This is a genomic window from Nitrospirota bacterium, from assembly GCA_016214855.1.
Lineage (GTDB): Bacteria > Nitrospirota > Thermodesulfovibrionia > Thermodesulfovibrionales > UBA6898 > UBA6898.
On sequence record JACRMT010000003.1, the window covers coordinates 93471 to 109083 of the forward strand.

The 15613-nt window shown below is 49.4% G+C and carries 13 protein-coding genes and 1 tRNA gene; 10 read left to right on the forward strand and 4 right to left on the reverse strand.

Annotated elements, in window-relative coordinates:
• Positions 1-96 precede the first annotated feature (96 nt).
• Positions 97-1599 (reverse strand): sigma-54-dependent Fis family transcriptional regulator, encoded by a 1503-nt coding sequence (locus HZB62_01590; GenBank protein ID MBI5073853.1) that lies wholly within the window; start codon positions 1597-1599, stop codon positions 97-99.
• Between the two features lie 188 nt (positions 1600-1787).
• On the opposite strand from HZB62_01590, the gene HZB62_01595 reads away from it, so the two are divergent.
• The 4 genes from HZB62_01595 to HZB62_01610 all read left to right on the forward strand — a co-directional run bounded on the left by HZB62_01595 (position 1788) and on the right by HZB62_01610 (position 4839).
• On the forward strand, positions 1788-3092 hold the full coding sequence (locus HZB62_01595; protein MBI5073854.1) for a UDP-glucose/GDP-mannose dehydrogenase family protein: 1305 nt from the start codon (positions 1788-1790) through the stop codon (positions 3090-3092).
• Between the two features lie 161 nt (positions 3093-3253).
• Positions 3254-3328: transfer RNA gene (locus HZB62_01600), tRNA-Val, on the forward strand.
• A gap of 276 nt (positions 3329-3604) precedes the next feature.
• A complete protein-coding gene (locus HZB62_01605; protein ID MBI5073855.1) occupies positions 3605-3838 on the forward strand; it encodes a hypothetical protein in 234 nt (77 codons plus the stop codon).
• On the forward strand, positions 3835-4839 hold the full coding sequence (locus HZB62_01610) for an alpha/beta hydrolase (GenBank protein MBI5073856.1): 1005 nt from the start codon (positions 3835-3837) through the stop codon (positions 4837-4839). The genes HZB62_01605 and HZB62_01610 overlap by 4 nt, the downstream gene beginning before the upstream one ends.
• A 131-nt stretch (positions 4840-4970) precedes the next feature.
• Here HZB62_01610 and HZB62_01615 read toward each other — a convergent pair whose 3' ends face one another.
• Positions 4971-7202 (reverse strand): carboxy terminal-processing peptidase, encoded by a 2232-nt coding sequence (locus tag HZB62_01615; GenBank protein ID MBI5073857.1) that lies wholly within the window; start codon positions 7200-7202, stop codon positions 4971-4973.
• Between the two features lie 96 nt (positions 7203-7298).
• Between HZB62_01615 and HZB62_01620 the strand changes: the two genes are divergently transcribed.
• The 5 genes from HZB62_01620 (at position 7299) to HZB62_01640 (ending at position 12627) form a co-directional block, all read left to right on the forward strand.
• Positions 7299-8999: a glutamine--tRNA ligase/YqeY domain fusion protein gene (locus HZB62_01620; protein ID MBI5073858.1), complete on the forward strand. Its 1701-nt coding sequence runs from the start codon at positions 7299-7301 to the stop codon at positions 8997-8999.
• A 79-nt stretch (positions 9000-9078) separates the two neighbouring features.
• Positions 9079-10068 carry an NAD(P)-dependent glycerol-3-phosphate dehydrogenase gene (locus HZB62_01625; GenBank protein MBI5073859.1) on the forward strand — a complete coding sequence of 330 codons (990 nt, stop codon included), beginning with the start codon at positions 9079-9081 and terminating at the stop codon, positions 10066-10068.
• A 627-nt stretch (positions 10069-10695) separates the two neighbouring features.
• Positions 10696-11940: a hypothetical protein gene (locus HZB62_01630; GenBank protein ID MBI5073860.1), complete on the forward strand. Its 1245-nt coding sequence runs from the start codon at positions 10696-10698 to the stop codon at positions 11938-11940.
• A 44-nt stretch (positions 11941-11984) separates the two neighbouring features.
• Positions 11985-12434, forward strand: a complete 450-nt coding sequence (gene mscL / locus HZB62_01635) for a large conductance mechanosensitive channel protein MscL (protein MBI5073861.1) — start codon at positions 11985-11987, stop codon at positions 12432-12434.
• 10 nt (positions 12435-12444) lie between these two features.
• Positions 12445-12627 (forward strand): hypothetical protein, encoded by a 183-nt coding sequence (locus HZB62_01640; protein ID MBI5073862.1) that lies wholly within the window; start codon positions 12445-12447, stop codon positions 12625-12627.
• Positions 12628-12860: 233 nt separating this feature from the next.
• Here HZB62_01640 and xseB read toward each other — a convergent pair whose 3' ends face one another.
• A complete protein-coding gene (gene xseB / locus HZB62_01645) occupies positions 12861-13106 on the reverse strand; it encodes an exodeoxyribonuclease VII small subunit (GenBank protein MBI5073863.1) in 246 nt (81 codons plus the stop codon).
• Positions 13057-14370, reverse strand: coding sequence for an exodeoxyribonuclease VII large subunit (xseA, locus tag HZB62_01650; protein ID MBI5073864.1), 1314 nt, complete (start codon positions 14368-14370; stop codon positions 13057-13059). The genes xseB and xseA overlap by 50 nt, the downstream gene beginning before the upstream one ends.
• 214 nt (positions 14371-14584) lie before the next feature.
• Between xseA and HZB62_01655 the strand changes: the two genes are divergently transcribed.
• Positions 14585-15586 carry a DUF362 domain-containing protein gene (locus tag HZB62_01655; GenBank protein MBI5073865.1) on the forward strand — a complete coding sequence of 334 codons (1002 nt, stop codon included), beginning with the start codon at positions 14585-14587 and terminating at the stop codon, positions 15584-15586.
• The last annotated feature ends 27 nt before the right edge of the window (positions 15587-15613 follow it).

Genomic DNA, 15613 nt, shown 5'->3' on the forward strand with positions numbered 1-15613 from the left:
GAGATGTTGCGGAATATTGCCTTGGGAAGAATAAGACCTGGCACGCCGGAATTGCAAAATGCACGGTCATGGGCACGGAAAACTTGCATTTTGCAATCAATCACGTGTCACATTTAATTTCTTCAGCTTTCTCCAGAGCGTTGACTGATTTATGCCGAGGAGCTGGGCAGTCTTCTTCATTTCGCCGTTTGTGATGCTCAGGACTGTTGCTATATGGTCTTTCTCAAAGTGCTCCAGTGTCCAGTCTGATTCTTTCTCAAGAGAGGACGAAATCTGAGACGGCAGATCTCTTGGCACCAGTTCCTTTCCTTCCGCCATAATGACAGCCCTCTCAATGACATTTTCCAGTTCCCGTACATTGCCCGGCCAGGGATATTTCATGAGAACGAGAAGGGTATTTTCAGAAATGCTCCTGACATTTTTGCCGAGCTTCTTGTTGAACTTCTGGATGAAATACCGCACGAGAAGAGGTATGTCCTCGTTTCTGTCTCTGAGCGGAGGAAGATCGATCTTTATCACATTCAGACGGTAATAGAGGTCTTCCCTGAAACTGCCGTCTCTGATCTTTTCCTCAATGACCTGATTTGTCGCCGCAATAACCCGCACATCGACCCGTACGGAGGACGTTGATCCAATTTTGTAGAACGTTTCATCCTGGAGGAACCTCAGGAGCTTGAGTTGCAGACTGCTGCTCATGGAATTGATCTCATCCAGAAAGAGCGTTCCTCCATCAGCTGCCTCCAGGAATCCTGCCCTGTCCGTTTCAGCCCCGGTGAATGCGCCTTTTACATAGCCGAACAGTTCGGACTCAAGAAGCGTTTCAGGAAACGCAGCGCAGTTTATCGGAATAAAAGGCTTGTCCTGCCTGACGCTATTGTAGTGGATCGCCTGCGCAATGAGCTCCTTTCCGGTGCCGCTCTCACCATAAATGAAGATCCTGGTCGGCACATTAAGAATTTTTCTTACAAGACTCAACACCTCGTGCATTTTGGGGCTACTGGTTATGATGCCCTTGAAGTCCACATATCTGCTTTTGACAGCGGCTTCTCTTTTTATATGTTCGAAGATGAGGCCATTTTCGATCGCAAGCCCAATAGGCCGAGTAGCTGCCCGCAAGATGTCCAAGAGCTCTTCATCAGGAGCATAGGGCGCATGGGTAATCACACAGAGGACGCCGACTACCCTTCCTTTTGCCTTTATCGGGAGGCCTGCATAGAACTCCATGCCCTCTTTCTTAAGCACGCCCCTTGTGAATCTCGGGTCCAGCGATGCCTTCTCAAAAATGATAACCTCCCTGTCGCACTGCGCAATGGTGCCGCACATGCATTCGCCGACCTTGACCCTGTTCTCGCAAAGGTCATTGACGACGTCTTCGGAGAGGTTTCTGAAGGCCACCGGGATCATATCAAGGGTTTCGTCGTTTATCACATAGATGACGCCGGCATCAACGCCCATGAAGCTCAGGATCTTTTCAAGCACATCGTCGAGGATTGTCTTGAGATCAGGTGACTTGCCGACCGTGAGGGCAATTTCATAAAGGATGGAGAGTTTCTTGTTCTGTTTCTCAAGGATACGGTGCAGTTCACGGCTATCATTCATGATGCAATCTGCCGGCTGCGTCTGTTGTTGACTCCATACGATAAGTATATCTGTTTCGGTGAATCTGTGCATCAGGAAATCCTTATATTCTTTCAAAACGCAAGGACTTGAAAATGCAACTATGACCCATAATCCAAAGTTTTTTGTATAATACTGCGTCCTGACTGGTTGGGACCTCGGGAGGAAACGTGCATATAGGAGTGATCGGAAGCGGATATGTAGGTCTGGTGACCGGCGCGTGCTTTGCCGAATTTGGTGTTGCCGTAACCTGCATAGACAAGGACGAAAAGAAGATCAGGGCGCTGAAAAAAGGCGAGATCCCTTTTTATGAGCCGGGCCTGAGTGATCTTGTTAAGAAGAATATCCGCAACGGCAGGCTCAAGTTCTCTACGCGCATACAGGATGCTGTTGATCCCTGCCTGGTCATTTTCATAGCGGTCGGCACACCACCGCGGGGCGACGGGTCTGCGGACATGCGCTATGTGGAAGCCGTTGCCGAAGAGATAGCCCAAAGCATCAGGGGATACAAGGTCATCGTTACCAAGAGTACGGTCCCGGTCGGCACAGGCGCGCGTCTCAGGAAGATCATCTCAAAGAAGCTCAAGGAACAGGTGGACTTTGATATTGTCTCCAATCCCGAGTTTCTGAGAGAAGGCTCGGCAATCGAGGATTTTATGCGGCCTAACCGGGTTATTATCGGAGCATCGAGCCCGCAGGCCATTGCGATCATAAAAGACCTCTACGGCCCGCTCTACCTTATCGAGACTCCCTTTGTTATTACGAACGTAGAGACTGCAGAACTGATCAAATACGCGTCAAACTCATTCCTTGCCGTAAAAATATCCTTTATTAATGAGATGGCAGGTCTCTGTGACAGGGTTGGGGCTGATGTGCATATGGTCGCTAAAGGCATGGGGCTTGACCAGCGGATCGGCTCCAAATTTCTCCATCCTGGACCGGGCTACGGAGGGTCCTGTTTCCCCAAGGACACGCTGGCCCTGCTTACCATTGCAAAAAATCATGATATGGAACTCGGCATTGTGAAGTCAGCCGTAGACGTGAATGAACATCAGAAGAAGCTTGCTTTCGAAAAGATCCGTGATGGGCTCGGCAAGCTGGCAGGCAAGACCGTTGCGATACTCGGCCTTTCTTTTAAGCCAAACACCAATGACATGCGCGAGGCGCCGTCCATATTTCTTATCGATCAGCTGCTCAAGGCAAAGGCAAAGGTGAGGGCATACGACCCCATTGCCATGAATGATGCAAGGGCAATATTCAGAAGTACGATACGATATGCAAAGAATCCTTATGACTGTATGAAGGGTGCTGATGCTCTTGTGATCGTGACTGAATGGAACGAGTTCCGGAGCCTTGAGCTTATGAAGGTCAAGGTCTTGCTGAAAACACCATATTTCTTCGATCTCAGAAATATTTACGAGCCGGCAAAGATGCGGAAGTTGGGGTTCAAGTATTCCTGTATTGGCAGGAATTAGGCTGATGTTTTATACTGATCCAGGTCGGTGATGGGTAATCAGTAATGGGTAATGAGTAATGGGATACAACATTTGTCCCGCAATACAGTTTTTTGGTATCATCTATTTATCTGTAGTTTTTTACTGATCACTCATCACTTATTTCTCATCACTGTCTTTCGGGGCGATTAGCTCAGCGGGAGAGCACTCCCTTCACACGGGAGGGGTCGGCAGTTCGATCCTGCCATTGCCCACCATTTAAAATCAAGGAGTTAGCCATTTATGACTAACTCCTTTTTTGTTTGAGTGGTACAGTTTTTGTATAGTTAGTTTTTGTGTGATGGTATTATCAAGTATATCAACTGCTTTAACATCGTTATCCTGTTCTGGCTGAACTATCTTGAAATAAGCGGCATGAAGATGACGGTAACATAGCGATAGGAAACGATATGCTCCGTGTTATCCTAAGATCAAAGATGACTGCAGAACCGCATCAGCTCTCAGGGCGGTGACTGCAGAGGAGGATACGTAAGATGGAATCAGGAAAGATGCCCGCTGCCGTAAGTCTCTCATTAAGGCAGATCTCAGCGATCACGCGTCGTATCCTGACCGAGTACCTGCGTCAGCGGCGCAGTCTGATCTTTTGGGCAGTCTTCCCGGCCCTCATGATGCTGCTTTTCGGCATGATGTACCAAAATAATCCGTCTCTCCGGGCCGGGTTTGACACGACGCCAGCCGGCATCCTGATCGGGGCTGCGCTCAAATGAAAAACTCCCTCATCTCTATACTCAAGGTCTTTCTTTATATCAGCGCCGCAGTTGCAGCACTTTCTCTTCTTTTTTATCTGTTAACCAGCAGCCATTCTGTTCCGGGGACTGTTGCCGATGATCCTGCTCTGCCTCGTGCGACGATAAACGGCAATCTGTTTCACGCGGAGACTTTCGGCAGTGCCGCTAATCCCGTTGTCATAGTAGTACACGGCGGTCCCGGCTGGGACTATCGCAGTTTATTGCCGCTGCAGAATCTGGCTGACGAATATTATGTGGTCTTCTACGATCAGCAGGGAAGTGGCCTTTCGCCGAGGATCGATCCGCGGGAAATCACACTGGAAACCTCACTGCAAGATCTGAACGCGATCGTTGATCACTATGGAAAAGGCAATAACGTGAAACTGATAGGTCATTCCTGGGGCGCGATGCTTGTTTCTGGTTATCTTGGCAGATATCCTGAAAAAGTCAGCCATGCGGTGCTTGCCGAACCTGGTTTTCTTTCAACAGAGATGATGAAAAAGGCAGGAGTAAAGATGGGGCCAAGATGGGAATTCGGTTTTCTGCTTCGAGCGACAAAAACGTGGTTCGAATCACTGCATATCAAAGGGCCGGACAAGGATGCAGCATCAGATTACTTTATCGGGCAGGTTGCACCCTATGCCAATACTGAATACTTTTGTAATGGCATTGTACCTGAAAGCGGAGCCTTGCACTGGAGGGCAGGGGCGTCGGCCGGGCACGCAATTTTACTCTCTGCAAGGAATGATCAGGGTGATTTTCATATCGACCTGATCAAAGGTGTTGAGCGTTTCAAGGCTCCGGTATTATTTTTGGTTAGCGAATGCAATCAGCTTATCGGCAGACAACACCAGGAGAAACAGGCGAAGTTTTTCTCCAATGCGAAGATTCGGATCATCAAAGAGAGCGGACATTCAATGTTTGGAGAAAGACCTGCAGAAAGTATCAACGTTGTGAGGGATTACTTGAAGGACCGCTGATCTATCCCCGGAGGCATGATCTCGATAGAGCAGGAGAGTGAACATAAAGAAAAATCAAGATGGACGAATGTGCATTTGATCTTTATGCCGGCCTCTTTTTTGTGCAGCGCAAGGATATCAGTGGCCTTTGTTCAGTTTGCCGCGGTCGTGAGGCAGGAAGGGTCAGCGGCAATCATGTCTCCCATGACTGACATCGCTTCCTTTACATAGGGATCATCAGAGACAGCTTTGAGAAAGTCTTCTCTTTTTTCATCAGGTGTTTTAGGGCCTTTGTCCGCATTTGGTTGACTATGAGGTGCTTTAAGGTCCTTTTCCTTGTCCCTGCGTGATTCTTCTATTTCCCTTCTGACATCTTCAATATTCAGAGACCTGAGCGTATTTTTCTTTTTTTCTGCCAGTCGTGCGGCCTGTTTTTCCAGATCAATAAATTGTTGGCTTGATTTGACCCGTGAACGACTTTTCTCCTGCAGGCCGGACATAGCAGGCTTGCATTTCGAATAGGGAGTGTAGGCAACCGGCTTGACCGTGTCCCATGGCAAGGCAAAGTCGAGATATTGCTCTCCTGTCTTCAGCCCGCTCAGTACGTCCGGCAGCACGATATCCGGGACTACGCCCCGATACTGCGTGGAGTCGCCATTTATTCGGTAAAACTTCTGGATAGTGAGTTTGAGGGCGCCGAGGGGCTTGTACGCCTCCATGTTCTCGAACGGAAGATTGTTGTCAAGATTCAGGATAGTCTGGACCGTTCCCTTGCCATGAGTATGCTCTCCGCCTATGATAACAGCGCGGCCGTAGTTCTGAAGCGCGCCGGCCAATATTTCTGAAGCAGAGGCGCTGATCGTATTGACCAGGATCACTAACGGTCCGTCATACATGATCTCCGGCAGATCATCCGATAATGTCGTTATGGTGTCAATACCGCTCTTTACCTGGACAACGGGCCCTGTCTTAATGAACAATCCGGCTATTCTTACCGCATCGGTCAGCGCTCCGCCGCCGTTGTTTCTGAGGTCGAGTATCAGACCTTTGACGCCTTGAGCCTGAACATTGGTAAAGGCAGCCCTGACATCGTCTGTTACGTTTCTTCCTTTATTGCCGTTGCTGGTACCTTCGAAATCCCGGTAAAAGGAAGGGATCTTGAGATAGCCGAACGCGTCGCCCGTTTCATTGTCCTTGATGACAGCACTCTTTACAAAGGTGTCCTCAATCTGGATAACATCGCGCACGATCGATATGGTCAATACCTTATCATCCGGCTTCCTGATCGTGAGCCTCACTTCAGTCCCCTTCTTCCCCCTGATCAGCTTGACCGCATCCTGCACCCTCATGCCGCTGATAGGGACAGGCTCATTGGCGCCTTCGCCGACTTTAAGGATAATGTCTTCAGCCTGAAGCTGGCCCTGTCTTGAAGCAGGGCTGCCGGCCATTACTGCCACCACTTTTATCTGGCCTTCTTCTTCCTTGAGCGTTGCGCCTATTCCTTCGAGTGAACCGCGCATGCTGATATCAAAATCCTCTTTGTTCGTGGGCGGCATATAGTCTGTATGCGGATCGAAGGTGTGAGCGACAGCATTGAAAAAACGTTCATAGTGTTCGTCTTCTTTTTCGCGGCTTATTCGCGAAAAAAACAGGTCATAGGCCTTCAGGACCTTGTCGCGTGCAGTTCTTCTGGGGTCTTTATCCTCAGATGATTTCTTGTCTGTCTCCCTGTCCTTGAGCTTTTGCGCCTCTGCTGCAGCGAATGCAGTCTCTTCGGTCTGGTTCAGATACTGGTGCAGCATCTCGTATTTCAGTATCTTTCTCCATCGTTCCCGCAATTCCTGATCGTCTTTGCAGTATTCGATCTTCTCGAAATCGGTCTCAAGGGACTCTTTTGCCGAGAAATCGAAATCCTCTGAAAGGATATCCTTTACCATCTTGTGAACAGACGAAGCCCTGGCTGAGAGGATTGCCGACCCTCTGACCGGAAGCTCAAGGTTTCCCGAGTTCATTTCGTTGTCCATGAGCTTTGAAAAGTTCCTCAGGCTGTTGACATCCGCCATCAGCAGGATTCTTTTCTGATAATCAAGCTGTTTCAGATAAAGGCCGAAAGCCGCCTCCGAGACCTTGTCATCAATTTTTTTATGCGTGAAGTGCTTTGTTTCAAGATTATTGCGAATAAGGTATGCAAGAAGCCTGGCCTTGTTGGCCTCATGCTGGGCTGGCTGCTGAGGGTCCTTGGCATACCCGATGCCGCAGAGCAGGGAAAACAGGAGCAGAAAGGCAAGGAAGGGTTTTAGCAGATTCCTCCGTGGGAGGAAGAGGGATGAACCCGTCAGGGTAATGTGTGAAAACGCGAACGACCTGAATCTGAACAATCTCATTTCTTTATAATACGCTGATACTATTTCACGGTGCAACAATCTGAAGGAATAGGGTAGAATGTTAGCTGAGTAGTTGCATACGAAGGGACATAATAGATGACTGACGAAACCCCAAGACCATCTGATTTTATCCGCGATATTATCACGGAGGATCAGAAGACCGGAAAGTTTGAAAAGCGGGTCCATACGCGTTTCCCGCCGGAGCCGAACGGTTACCTGCATATGGGCCATGCTAAATCCATATGCCTTAACTTCGGCATTGCGCAGGAGTTCAGCGGCATATGCAACCTTCGCTTTGACGACACCAATCCCGAAAAAGAAGAGCAGGAGTATGTGAATTCGATTATTGATTCGGTCACATGGCTTGGTTTTGATTTTGGCCCTGAGCCGTTTTATGCCAGCGACTACTTTGACTTCATGTATAAAGCGGCAGAATACCTTATCTCCGCAGATCATGCCTATGTGGACAGCCAGTCTGCTGATGCGATGCGCGAGAGCAGGGGGACGCTGACTGCGCCGGGTAAAAATTCCCCGTTCCGCGAGCGCACTGCTGATGAGAATCTTTGTCTGTTCCGCGAAATGCGCGACGGCAAACACCCTGACGGCGCTATGGTCCTCCGCGCAAAGATCGATATGGCCTCGCCAAACATCAACATGCGCGACCCTGCGATCTACCGCATCAAGCGCGCTGAACATCATCGGACCGGCAATACGTGGTGCATCTACCCCATGTACACCTATGCGCACCCCATCGAAGATGCGCTTGAGCATATAACGCACTCGATCTGTACTCTTGAATTTGAGGATCAGCGGCCTTTTTACGACTGGCTCCTTGAGCGGCTGGCCGAGGGCGGACTTTTGAAACGGCCCCTGCCTCAGCAGATAGAGTTTGCACGTCTCAATCTCAGCTATACCGTGCTGAGCAAGAGAAAGCTTATTCAGCTTGTCAAGGATGGCCATGTGAAGGGCTGGGATGATCCGCGCATGCCGACCATCTCCGGCATCAGGAGAAGAGGCTATACGCCGGAGTCGATCAGAAACTTCTGTGAGCGAATCGGCGTTGCGAAAAGGGACAGTATGGTGGATCTTGGGCTTCTCGAGTTCTGCATACGCGAAGACCTGAATAGACGTGCTCCCCGCGTTATGGCAGTGCTGCGCCCTCTTAGGGTCGTTCTTACGAACTATCCTGAGGGGCAGGAAGAAGAGCTTGATGCCATCAATAACCCTGAGGACCCGGATGCAGGAACACGGAAAGTTCCTTTCTCCCGTGTGCTTTATATTGAAAAGGAGGATTTTCGTGAGGACCCTCCAAAGCAGTTCTTCCGTCTTGCTCCGGGCAGGGAAGTGAGGCTGCGGTATGCCTATTTTATCACCTGTGAAAAGGCTATAAAGGACGAAAAGACCGGCGAAGTGATCGAACTGCACTGCACCTATGACCCGGCAACACGCGGCGGAGATGCGCCTGACAACCGGAAAGTGAAGGCAACCCTGCACTGGGTATCGGCAGAGCAGGCAGTCAAGGCAGAGGTCAGGCTTTATGATACGCTCTTTACAGCAGCTGAGCCAGGGGCGGAGAGCGGTGATTTCATTGCCGAGATCAATCCGCGATCCGTTGAAGTGCTTGATCCATGCTATGTTGAGCCGGGACTTGTCAACGCGGGCGCCGGAAGCAGGTTTCAGTTCGAGCGAATGGGTTATTTCTGCGTTGATCGGGATTCGGCAGCGGACAAACTGGTATTTAACAGGACTGTCACGCTGAAAGATACATGGGCAAAGATAGAAAAGGGAAAAAAATGAGGGTATGCTGAAAACGAGGTTCATTGTTTCGCTATCGTGCAATATTGCGTCCTTTTCGTGTATCATGGTGCCATAGAATATGAGTTATATTACGGTCATAGGCGCAGGAAGCTGGGGAACAACGCTCGCAAGTCTGCTTGTGGAGAAGGATTATGACGTTTCTCTCTGGGCGCGTGAGAAGGACGTTGCGGATGAGATCAATGAAAAAAGCAGAAACAGCACATATCTCCCTGATGTGCCCCTGCCGGCTGGTCTGAGGGCAACGAGCAGCATTGAAGAGGCTGTCAAAAAGTCACGTTATGTGCTGAATGTAGTGCCAACACAGTTTACCCGATCTGTTTTCAAGGAAGCGGTTAACTATCTGAGCAGCGATGTGGTCATGATCAGCGCATCCAAGGGCATAGAGCAGGGTACGCTTCTTACCGTGTCTGATATCCTGCATGAGGTCACCGGCAGAGAGGTTACGGCACTTTCGGGCCCGAGCTTTGCGAAAGAGGTGATCAGGAAACTCCCCACCGCTGTTACCCTCGCTGCAGCAGATATCGAAACCGGACTGCTGCTTCAGGAGATCTTCAACTCCGGCTATTTCCGCGTCTACACACATACTGATGTGATCGGCGTTGAGCTTGGCGGAGCATTAAAGAATGTTGTGGCCATAGCATCAGGGATCAGTGACGGCCTCGGCCTCGGCCACAGCGCGCGGGCAGCTCTCATAACGCGTGGCCTTGTGGAGATGTCTCGGCTTGGCAAGGCAATGGGAGCTGATCCCACGACTTTTTCAGGCCTGAGCGGCCTCGGCGATCTTGTGCTTACCTGCACAGGTCCCCTCTCGAGAAACTATACGGTAGGCGTCAGTCTTGGCCAGGGCATGACGCTCAAAGACATCCTGTCTTCCACCAAGAGTGTTGCTGAAGGTGTTGCAACCTCACAGTCTGCATTCGAGCTTGCTCAGCAACAAGGTATCGAAATGCCGATCATAGAACAGGTCTATGAGGTGCTTTATCGGGGGAAGGACCCTGAAACCGCTGTGCTCAGTCTTATGAACCGCGCGCTGAAGTCGGAGTTCTGAGCAGTCAGCCTTTTGCTGCCAATGTTTTTGCCCGAAATGAACAGATAGGTGGACAGAGAGGTGTCGTAGTCATGCGTTATACCGGGCAACATTGGTTTTCTGGATCATTATATGGCAGATAGCGGAAGATGGAAGGCTGCTCGGGCGACCTTAGTGATTTTGATTATTGTTGTCTCCTCACTCTATCTTTTGAGGCCGGTGGTTGATAACGATTTTTTCTGGCACTTAAAGACCGGCGAATGGATATGGCAGAATCAGACCCTTCCCACTGAGGACCCCTTCTCATATACAACACCGCAAACGTATAGTGAGAGGGCGGACTTCATCCTTACCTCATACTGGCTGAGTCAGCTCATAGTATATTTCGCTTACCTGTCGGGCGGAATCCACGGGATAGTCGTTGGGCGGTTTATTGTTGTCGGCATACTTGCCTATGTTATGTCAAAGAGAAGAGAGGGGGACCTGATAGTTCATCTCTGTCTCCTCATGTTATTCCTGATCAGTTTCCTGACGTATCCTGTTGAAAGACCTCACTTCTTTTCGTTCCTTTTCTTTTCAGTGTTGTTATACCTATTGGAGCATATAAGAAGGGAACAAGCACAATACAGCGGGAAGCGGATGGTTATTATGCTGTCACTATTGATGGCTGTATGGGCAAATATGCATGGGGGCTATGTGCTGGGGCAGCTCATTATCGTATTGTTTGTGCTCATGGAATCGATAAAATACCTGCACCCCTCTTTGCGGCCTTTGCGCCCCGAAGTCTTCAGAAAAGCGGTTACAGCCGGGGCCTGTGGCATAGTCTTTTCGCTCATGAATCCAAATACCTATCATGCACTTAACCAGCTTTTGTATGCAGACAGGGATTTTGCCGATATCGTTGCCAATAACCTTGAATTTGCCTCATCGATTGAGAGATTTTCGATGGGCGGAAGAGATGTCCTGCTGTACTGGCTTTTTTGTCTCCTTTGTCTGATCGGGGTCATTATAACGCGAAGAAGGTCTGATATTACTCAGATGGCAATTCTTGCGTCAGCGGGTTATTTCTCCTTTAATGCGATACGGTATATCCCCTTATTTATGATTGCCGCCCTGCCCTTTATCGGAAACGCCTTTTCCCGGAAAAGGCTTTTGAAATACACCAGGTTCTTTCTCATCTGCCTGACGGTGTTTGCAGCAGCATATTTTGCCTGGAATGAACGGCTGAATGTCTTCAGAATTACCAGGGGGAACTGGATATCAAACTATAGCATGCCGGTCAGGGCAGCTGACTTTATCTTCCAGAATGACATGAAAGGGAATATGTTTAACTTTTCCGATTGGGGCGGCTATCTGATGTGGCGGTTGGGACCGGAAAGAAAGGTCTTTATTGACGGAAGATTTTTGTATCCCGGGACGCATGCAGTTGAACGCAGTGTAGGTGCTGCGGTTGCCATCGATTATGCCGGAGCGCCTTACTGGAAATCCATCCTGAACAGCTATGGAGTTAACTATATAATTATGCCCCTGTTCGTCGAATATGGTGAGACATACCCTCTCTTATTTGAACTGGTGAAGGACCGTGAGTGGCTGCCTGTCTTTTTCTCGCAAAAAGCCATTGTATTTGTAAGAAATTCACCTGAAAACCAAAAGGTGATCGCGGAACATGCGATCCAGAAAGATCGTTTTGTTGATATGCTTTTTGAAGCATGTGATCTGCTTATCAAGGCAAGACCGTATAATTTTCAATATTATATGGCAAAGAGCGACCTGAGCATGTTCAGGGGCGATTTTGCTGAGGCAAAGACAGGGTATGAGAAAGTTCTGGAACTGGCTCCGGACCACGCTTTGGCAAGACAGAAACTGCGCACTATCGAGCTGAATGTAAAATAACGTTTTGTTTTTGCTAAGATATCACAAAAAGGAGGGTTCCGGGCATGTTGAATGAATTCAAGGAATTTGCGGTAAAAGGGAATACGGTGGATATGGCAGTCGGTATTATTATTGGCGCTGCATTTGGAACGATCGTGACCTCTCTGGTGAATGATATCCTCATGCCGCCGATAGGCATGCTTCTGGGAAATGTCGATTTTTCGAGTTTTTTCCTGGTGCTTAAGGAAGGGAAAATTCCTTCTCCCTATGCTTCCATGGCCGACGCCAAGACCGCCGGGGCAGTAACCATGAACTATGGCCTCTTTATCAACACGATCATCAGCTTTCTTATCGTCTCTTTTGCGGTCTTTCTGCTTGTAAAGAATATTAATCGGCTGAAGAGGCAGTCTGAGGAGCCGCCTGCTGCGCCGACAACCAAGGAATGCCCCTTCTGTCTTTCGGTGATCCCGATTAAAGCGGTCAGATGCGGCCACTGCACGTCTGAACTGAAGTAGGGAGATTCACATGATGGCCTTCGGGGAAGTGATCAGTGCAATAGCCTCGAAGGTGGACCTGAAGAAGACCATGAAAGGGTTTGCGGCCTTTCTGGTTGTTTTCTCGATCATCGGCTTTCTGATCCTGCCGCCGATCATCAAATCAGTCCTCCTGAAGCAGCTTTTTGATCGAGCCGAACACGCTCCAGCCTGAGAAAAAAGAAAAGATCAGGGACAGCAGGGTTGATTTCAAACTGATGTGAGGGCGTTGTGTGAACGTAAAGGCCCGTCAGGGGTTTGTATGGGCTCCATAGATTTTGTATAGGTATCATATAAGGTGTCGGTGAATAACGCTGGTTTGGTTTTTTCCCAAAACTGGTTGCCCCGGTGACCGCATTTATTTCGTTAAATGCACCCGCAATGTTTACAGCTCAATCCAGGTGCTTATTAAAAAACTTCCTCTTCTTTGTCTGCTGTGCCGGTCTCTGCCTCACCATCCATTTCGGCGAGAACTTTTTTCACCTCATCTTCTGCTGTCCTGAGCTTGCCCTTACAGAACGTAAGGATCTGCGATGCACGTTTTATCTTTTCAGCGAGGATATCAATGTCCACCTCTTCTGACTCTATTTCCTTGACGATCTTCTCAAGCTCCTTCAAAGCCTGGGAGTAAGTCAGTTCTTTGCTCTTTGGCACTCTTCTTTACCTCCTTTCCGGACTGCACCATGCTTGTGACCGTCCCGTTCTGCAATTGTGTTTCTATGGACATGCCGTTCTTCAGCAGTGCGGCATCCCTGAGGATCTTTCCCCTGAGCGTGGTTATGCTATATCCCCGTCTGAGAACATGCGCTGGATCAAGATGACGTATGGCCTGCTCTGCACTGCTGAGCCTGTTCTGTTCATTTTGCATCCGTTGCTGCAGGGCGCCTTTCATGTCGCGCTGCAGGATAAGCAGCCTGTTCCTGTGGACCGTGGTCAGCCGGATCGGAACCAGGGAAATTCTCTGCGCAAACGAAGTCAGCCTCTGCTTTTCATCTCTCAGCAGCTGCTCAGCAGAGGATACGATCCTGTTTTCGAGTCCGAGGACATTTTCCTCGAAGCTCCGCATGCCTGATATCAGAAATTCAGCCACAGCGGTCGGTGTTTTCATCTTTGTATGCGCTGCGATATCAACAACCGTATCGTCTTTTTCATGGCCTATGCCGGTAATAACAGGAAGAGGAAAGCCCGCTACCTCGGCTGCAAGGGGATAACCGTCAAAGCAGTTGAGGTCAATGACCGATCCTCCGCCCCGGATGATCACCGCGAGGTCAAAAGCGCTCTTCTGCTGCCGGATCGCGGTCAATGCCTTAATGATCGAGCCTTCTGCCTCCTGTCCCTGCATCAGGGCCGGGAAGAGGGTATGGACAAAGCAGTATGCGTAAGGGTTATTGTCGAGATGGTTGAAAAAGTCCTGATAACCGGCAGCAGTAGGTGATGAAATAACTGCTATCCTCTGGGGCACAAGCGGCAGGTCAAGGGCCTTGTTCCGGTCAATGAGACCTTCTTTTCTGAGGCGGTCGATCACCTCTTTCTTCTTTCGTGCCATCTCGCCCATGGTATACGTAGGGTCAATATCCTTGATGTTCAGGCTCAGGCCATAGACCTCATGGAACAATATTGAGGCAAGGAAAAGGACCTTCATGCCCTGTTTCAGCGGCTCATTGGTTGCCTTCTGGAACCTGTTGCTGATGGCACGGTATTCATACGCCCAGATATTCGCCTTGATCTGGGCTATGGCAGCATTGCCCTCTTTTTCAACAAGATCAAGATAACAGTGGCCCTTCTGGTTCAGCTTAAGGTCAGCGATTTCCGCGACCACCCAATACTGGTCAGGCAGCGTATCAAGAATTGCGGATTTTATCAGGCCATTGAGCTGTGAGAGGCTGAGCGCCGGTTTTTCAGAAGAGATCTTTTGCATGGTCGTATCTGATTATACACCAACCATATCTCTTCAGTTACGGGTTTAGAAAGTCAAGGGGAGGGTAAGGTGGGGTATTGGAATATCTGCCAAAACCTCCCCAACCCCTGGTAAGGAGGGGCTACCACCGGTAATTAAAGTGTTACCTCCAACCGGGAAAGCCTCTTCCTTATTATACTTGGCCATGATAGGATGAAACATAAGGAGACGCATTATGATAAACAGAAGGGAGTTTATGGTTGGCGCTTCAGGCATGATGCTTTCTCTGGTGACCGATGAGAAACAGCAGACAGGTCTTAAGAAGGACGCGGCTCAAACCATGACTCATCCCAATGCAAAGGTTTCGCTCGTAAAGACCACGGACAGGGCAGCCGGCGTGAAGCGGTCTATCGACCTTCTTGAGATCAATCCGATAAAAGGCAAAGAGGTCCTGCTCAAGCCGAATTTTAACAGTGCTGATGCCTTTCCCGGTTCAACGCATAATGATACCCTTCTGAACCTGATAAAACATCTTAAGGTCATGGGAGCAAAAGCTATAACGCTTGGCGAGCGGTGCGGGCCTGGCTCGACAGCAAAGGTGTTAAAGGAAAAGGGCATCTATGGCATTTGTGAAAAAGAGAATGTCAGGATCATCAACTTCGAGGAACTGCCTGACAGCCAGTGGATGAAAGTAAAGCCTGTGAAGAGCCACTGGAACGACGGCTTTGATGTGGCAAAGCCTGTTATTGATTCGGAATGTGTTGTATCCACCTGCTGCCTCAAAACGCACGGATATGGCGGCGTATTTACGATGTCACTGAAACTGTCTGTAGGAGTGACGCACAAGAGGAACATGTCAGAACTCCATACTTCATTCAGATCCATGCGCAAGATGATCGCGGAGATCAATCAGGCATACAATCCATCGCTCATTGTGATGGATGCGATCGAGGCTTTTGTTGACGGCGGCCCGGCAGAGGGGAAGCGGAAAAGGGCGGATCTGATCATTGCCGGTACGGACAGGATAGCAATCGATGCAGTAGGTCTGGCGGTTTTAAAGGATCTCGGCAGCAATGATGCGGTCATGGGCAAAAAGATCTTTGAGCAGGAGCAGATAGCGCGGGCGGTTGAGATCGGTCTTGGCATCAGCAGGCCTCAGGAGATCGAGTTCGTCACCGACGATAAAGCCGGCAGGGTCTATGCAGAAAGACTGAAGGGCATACTGTTGAAGGGTTAGCGTCCATGCTTCAGGATGTCACTAACG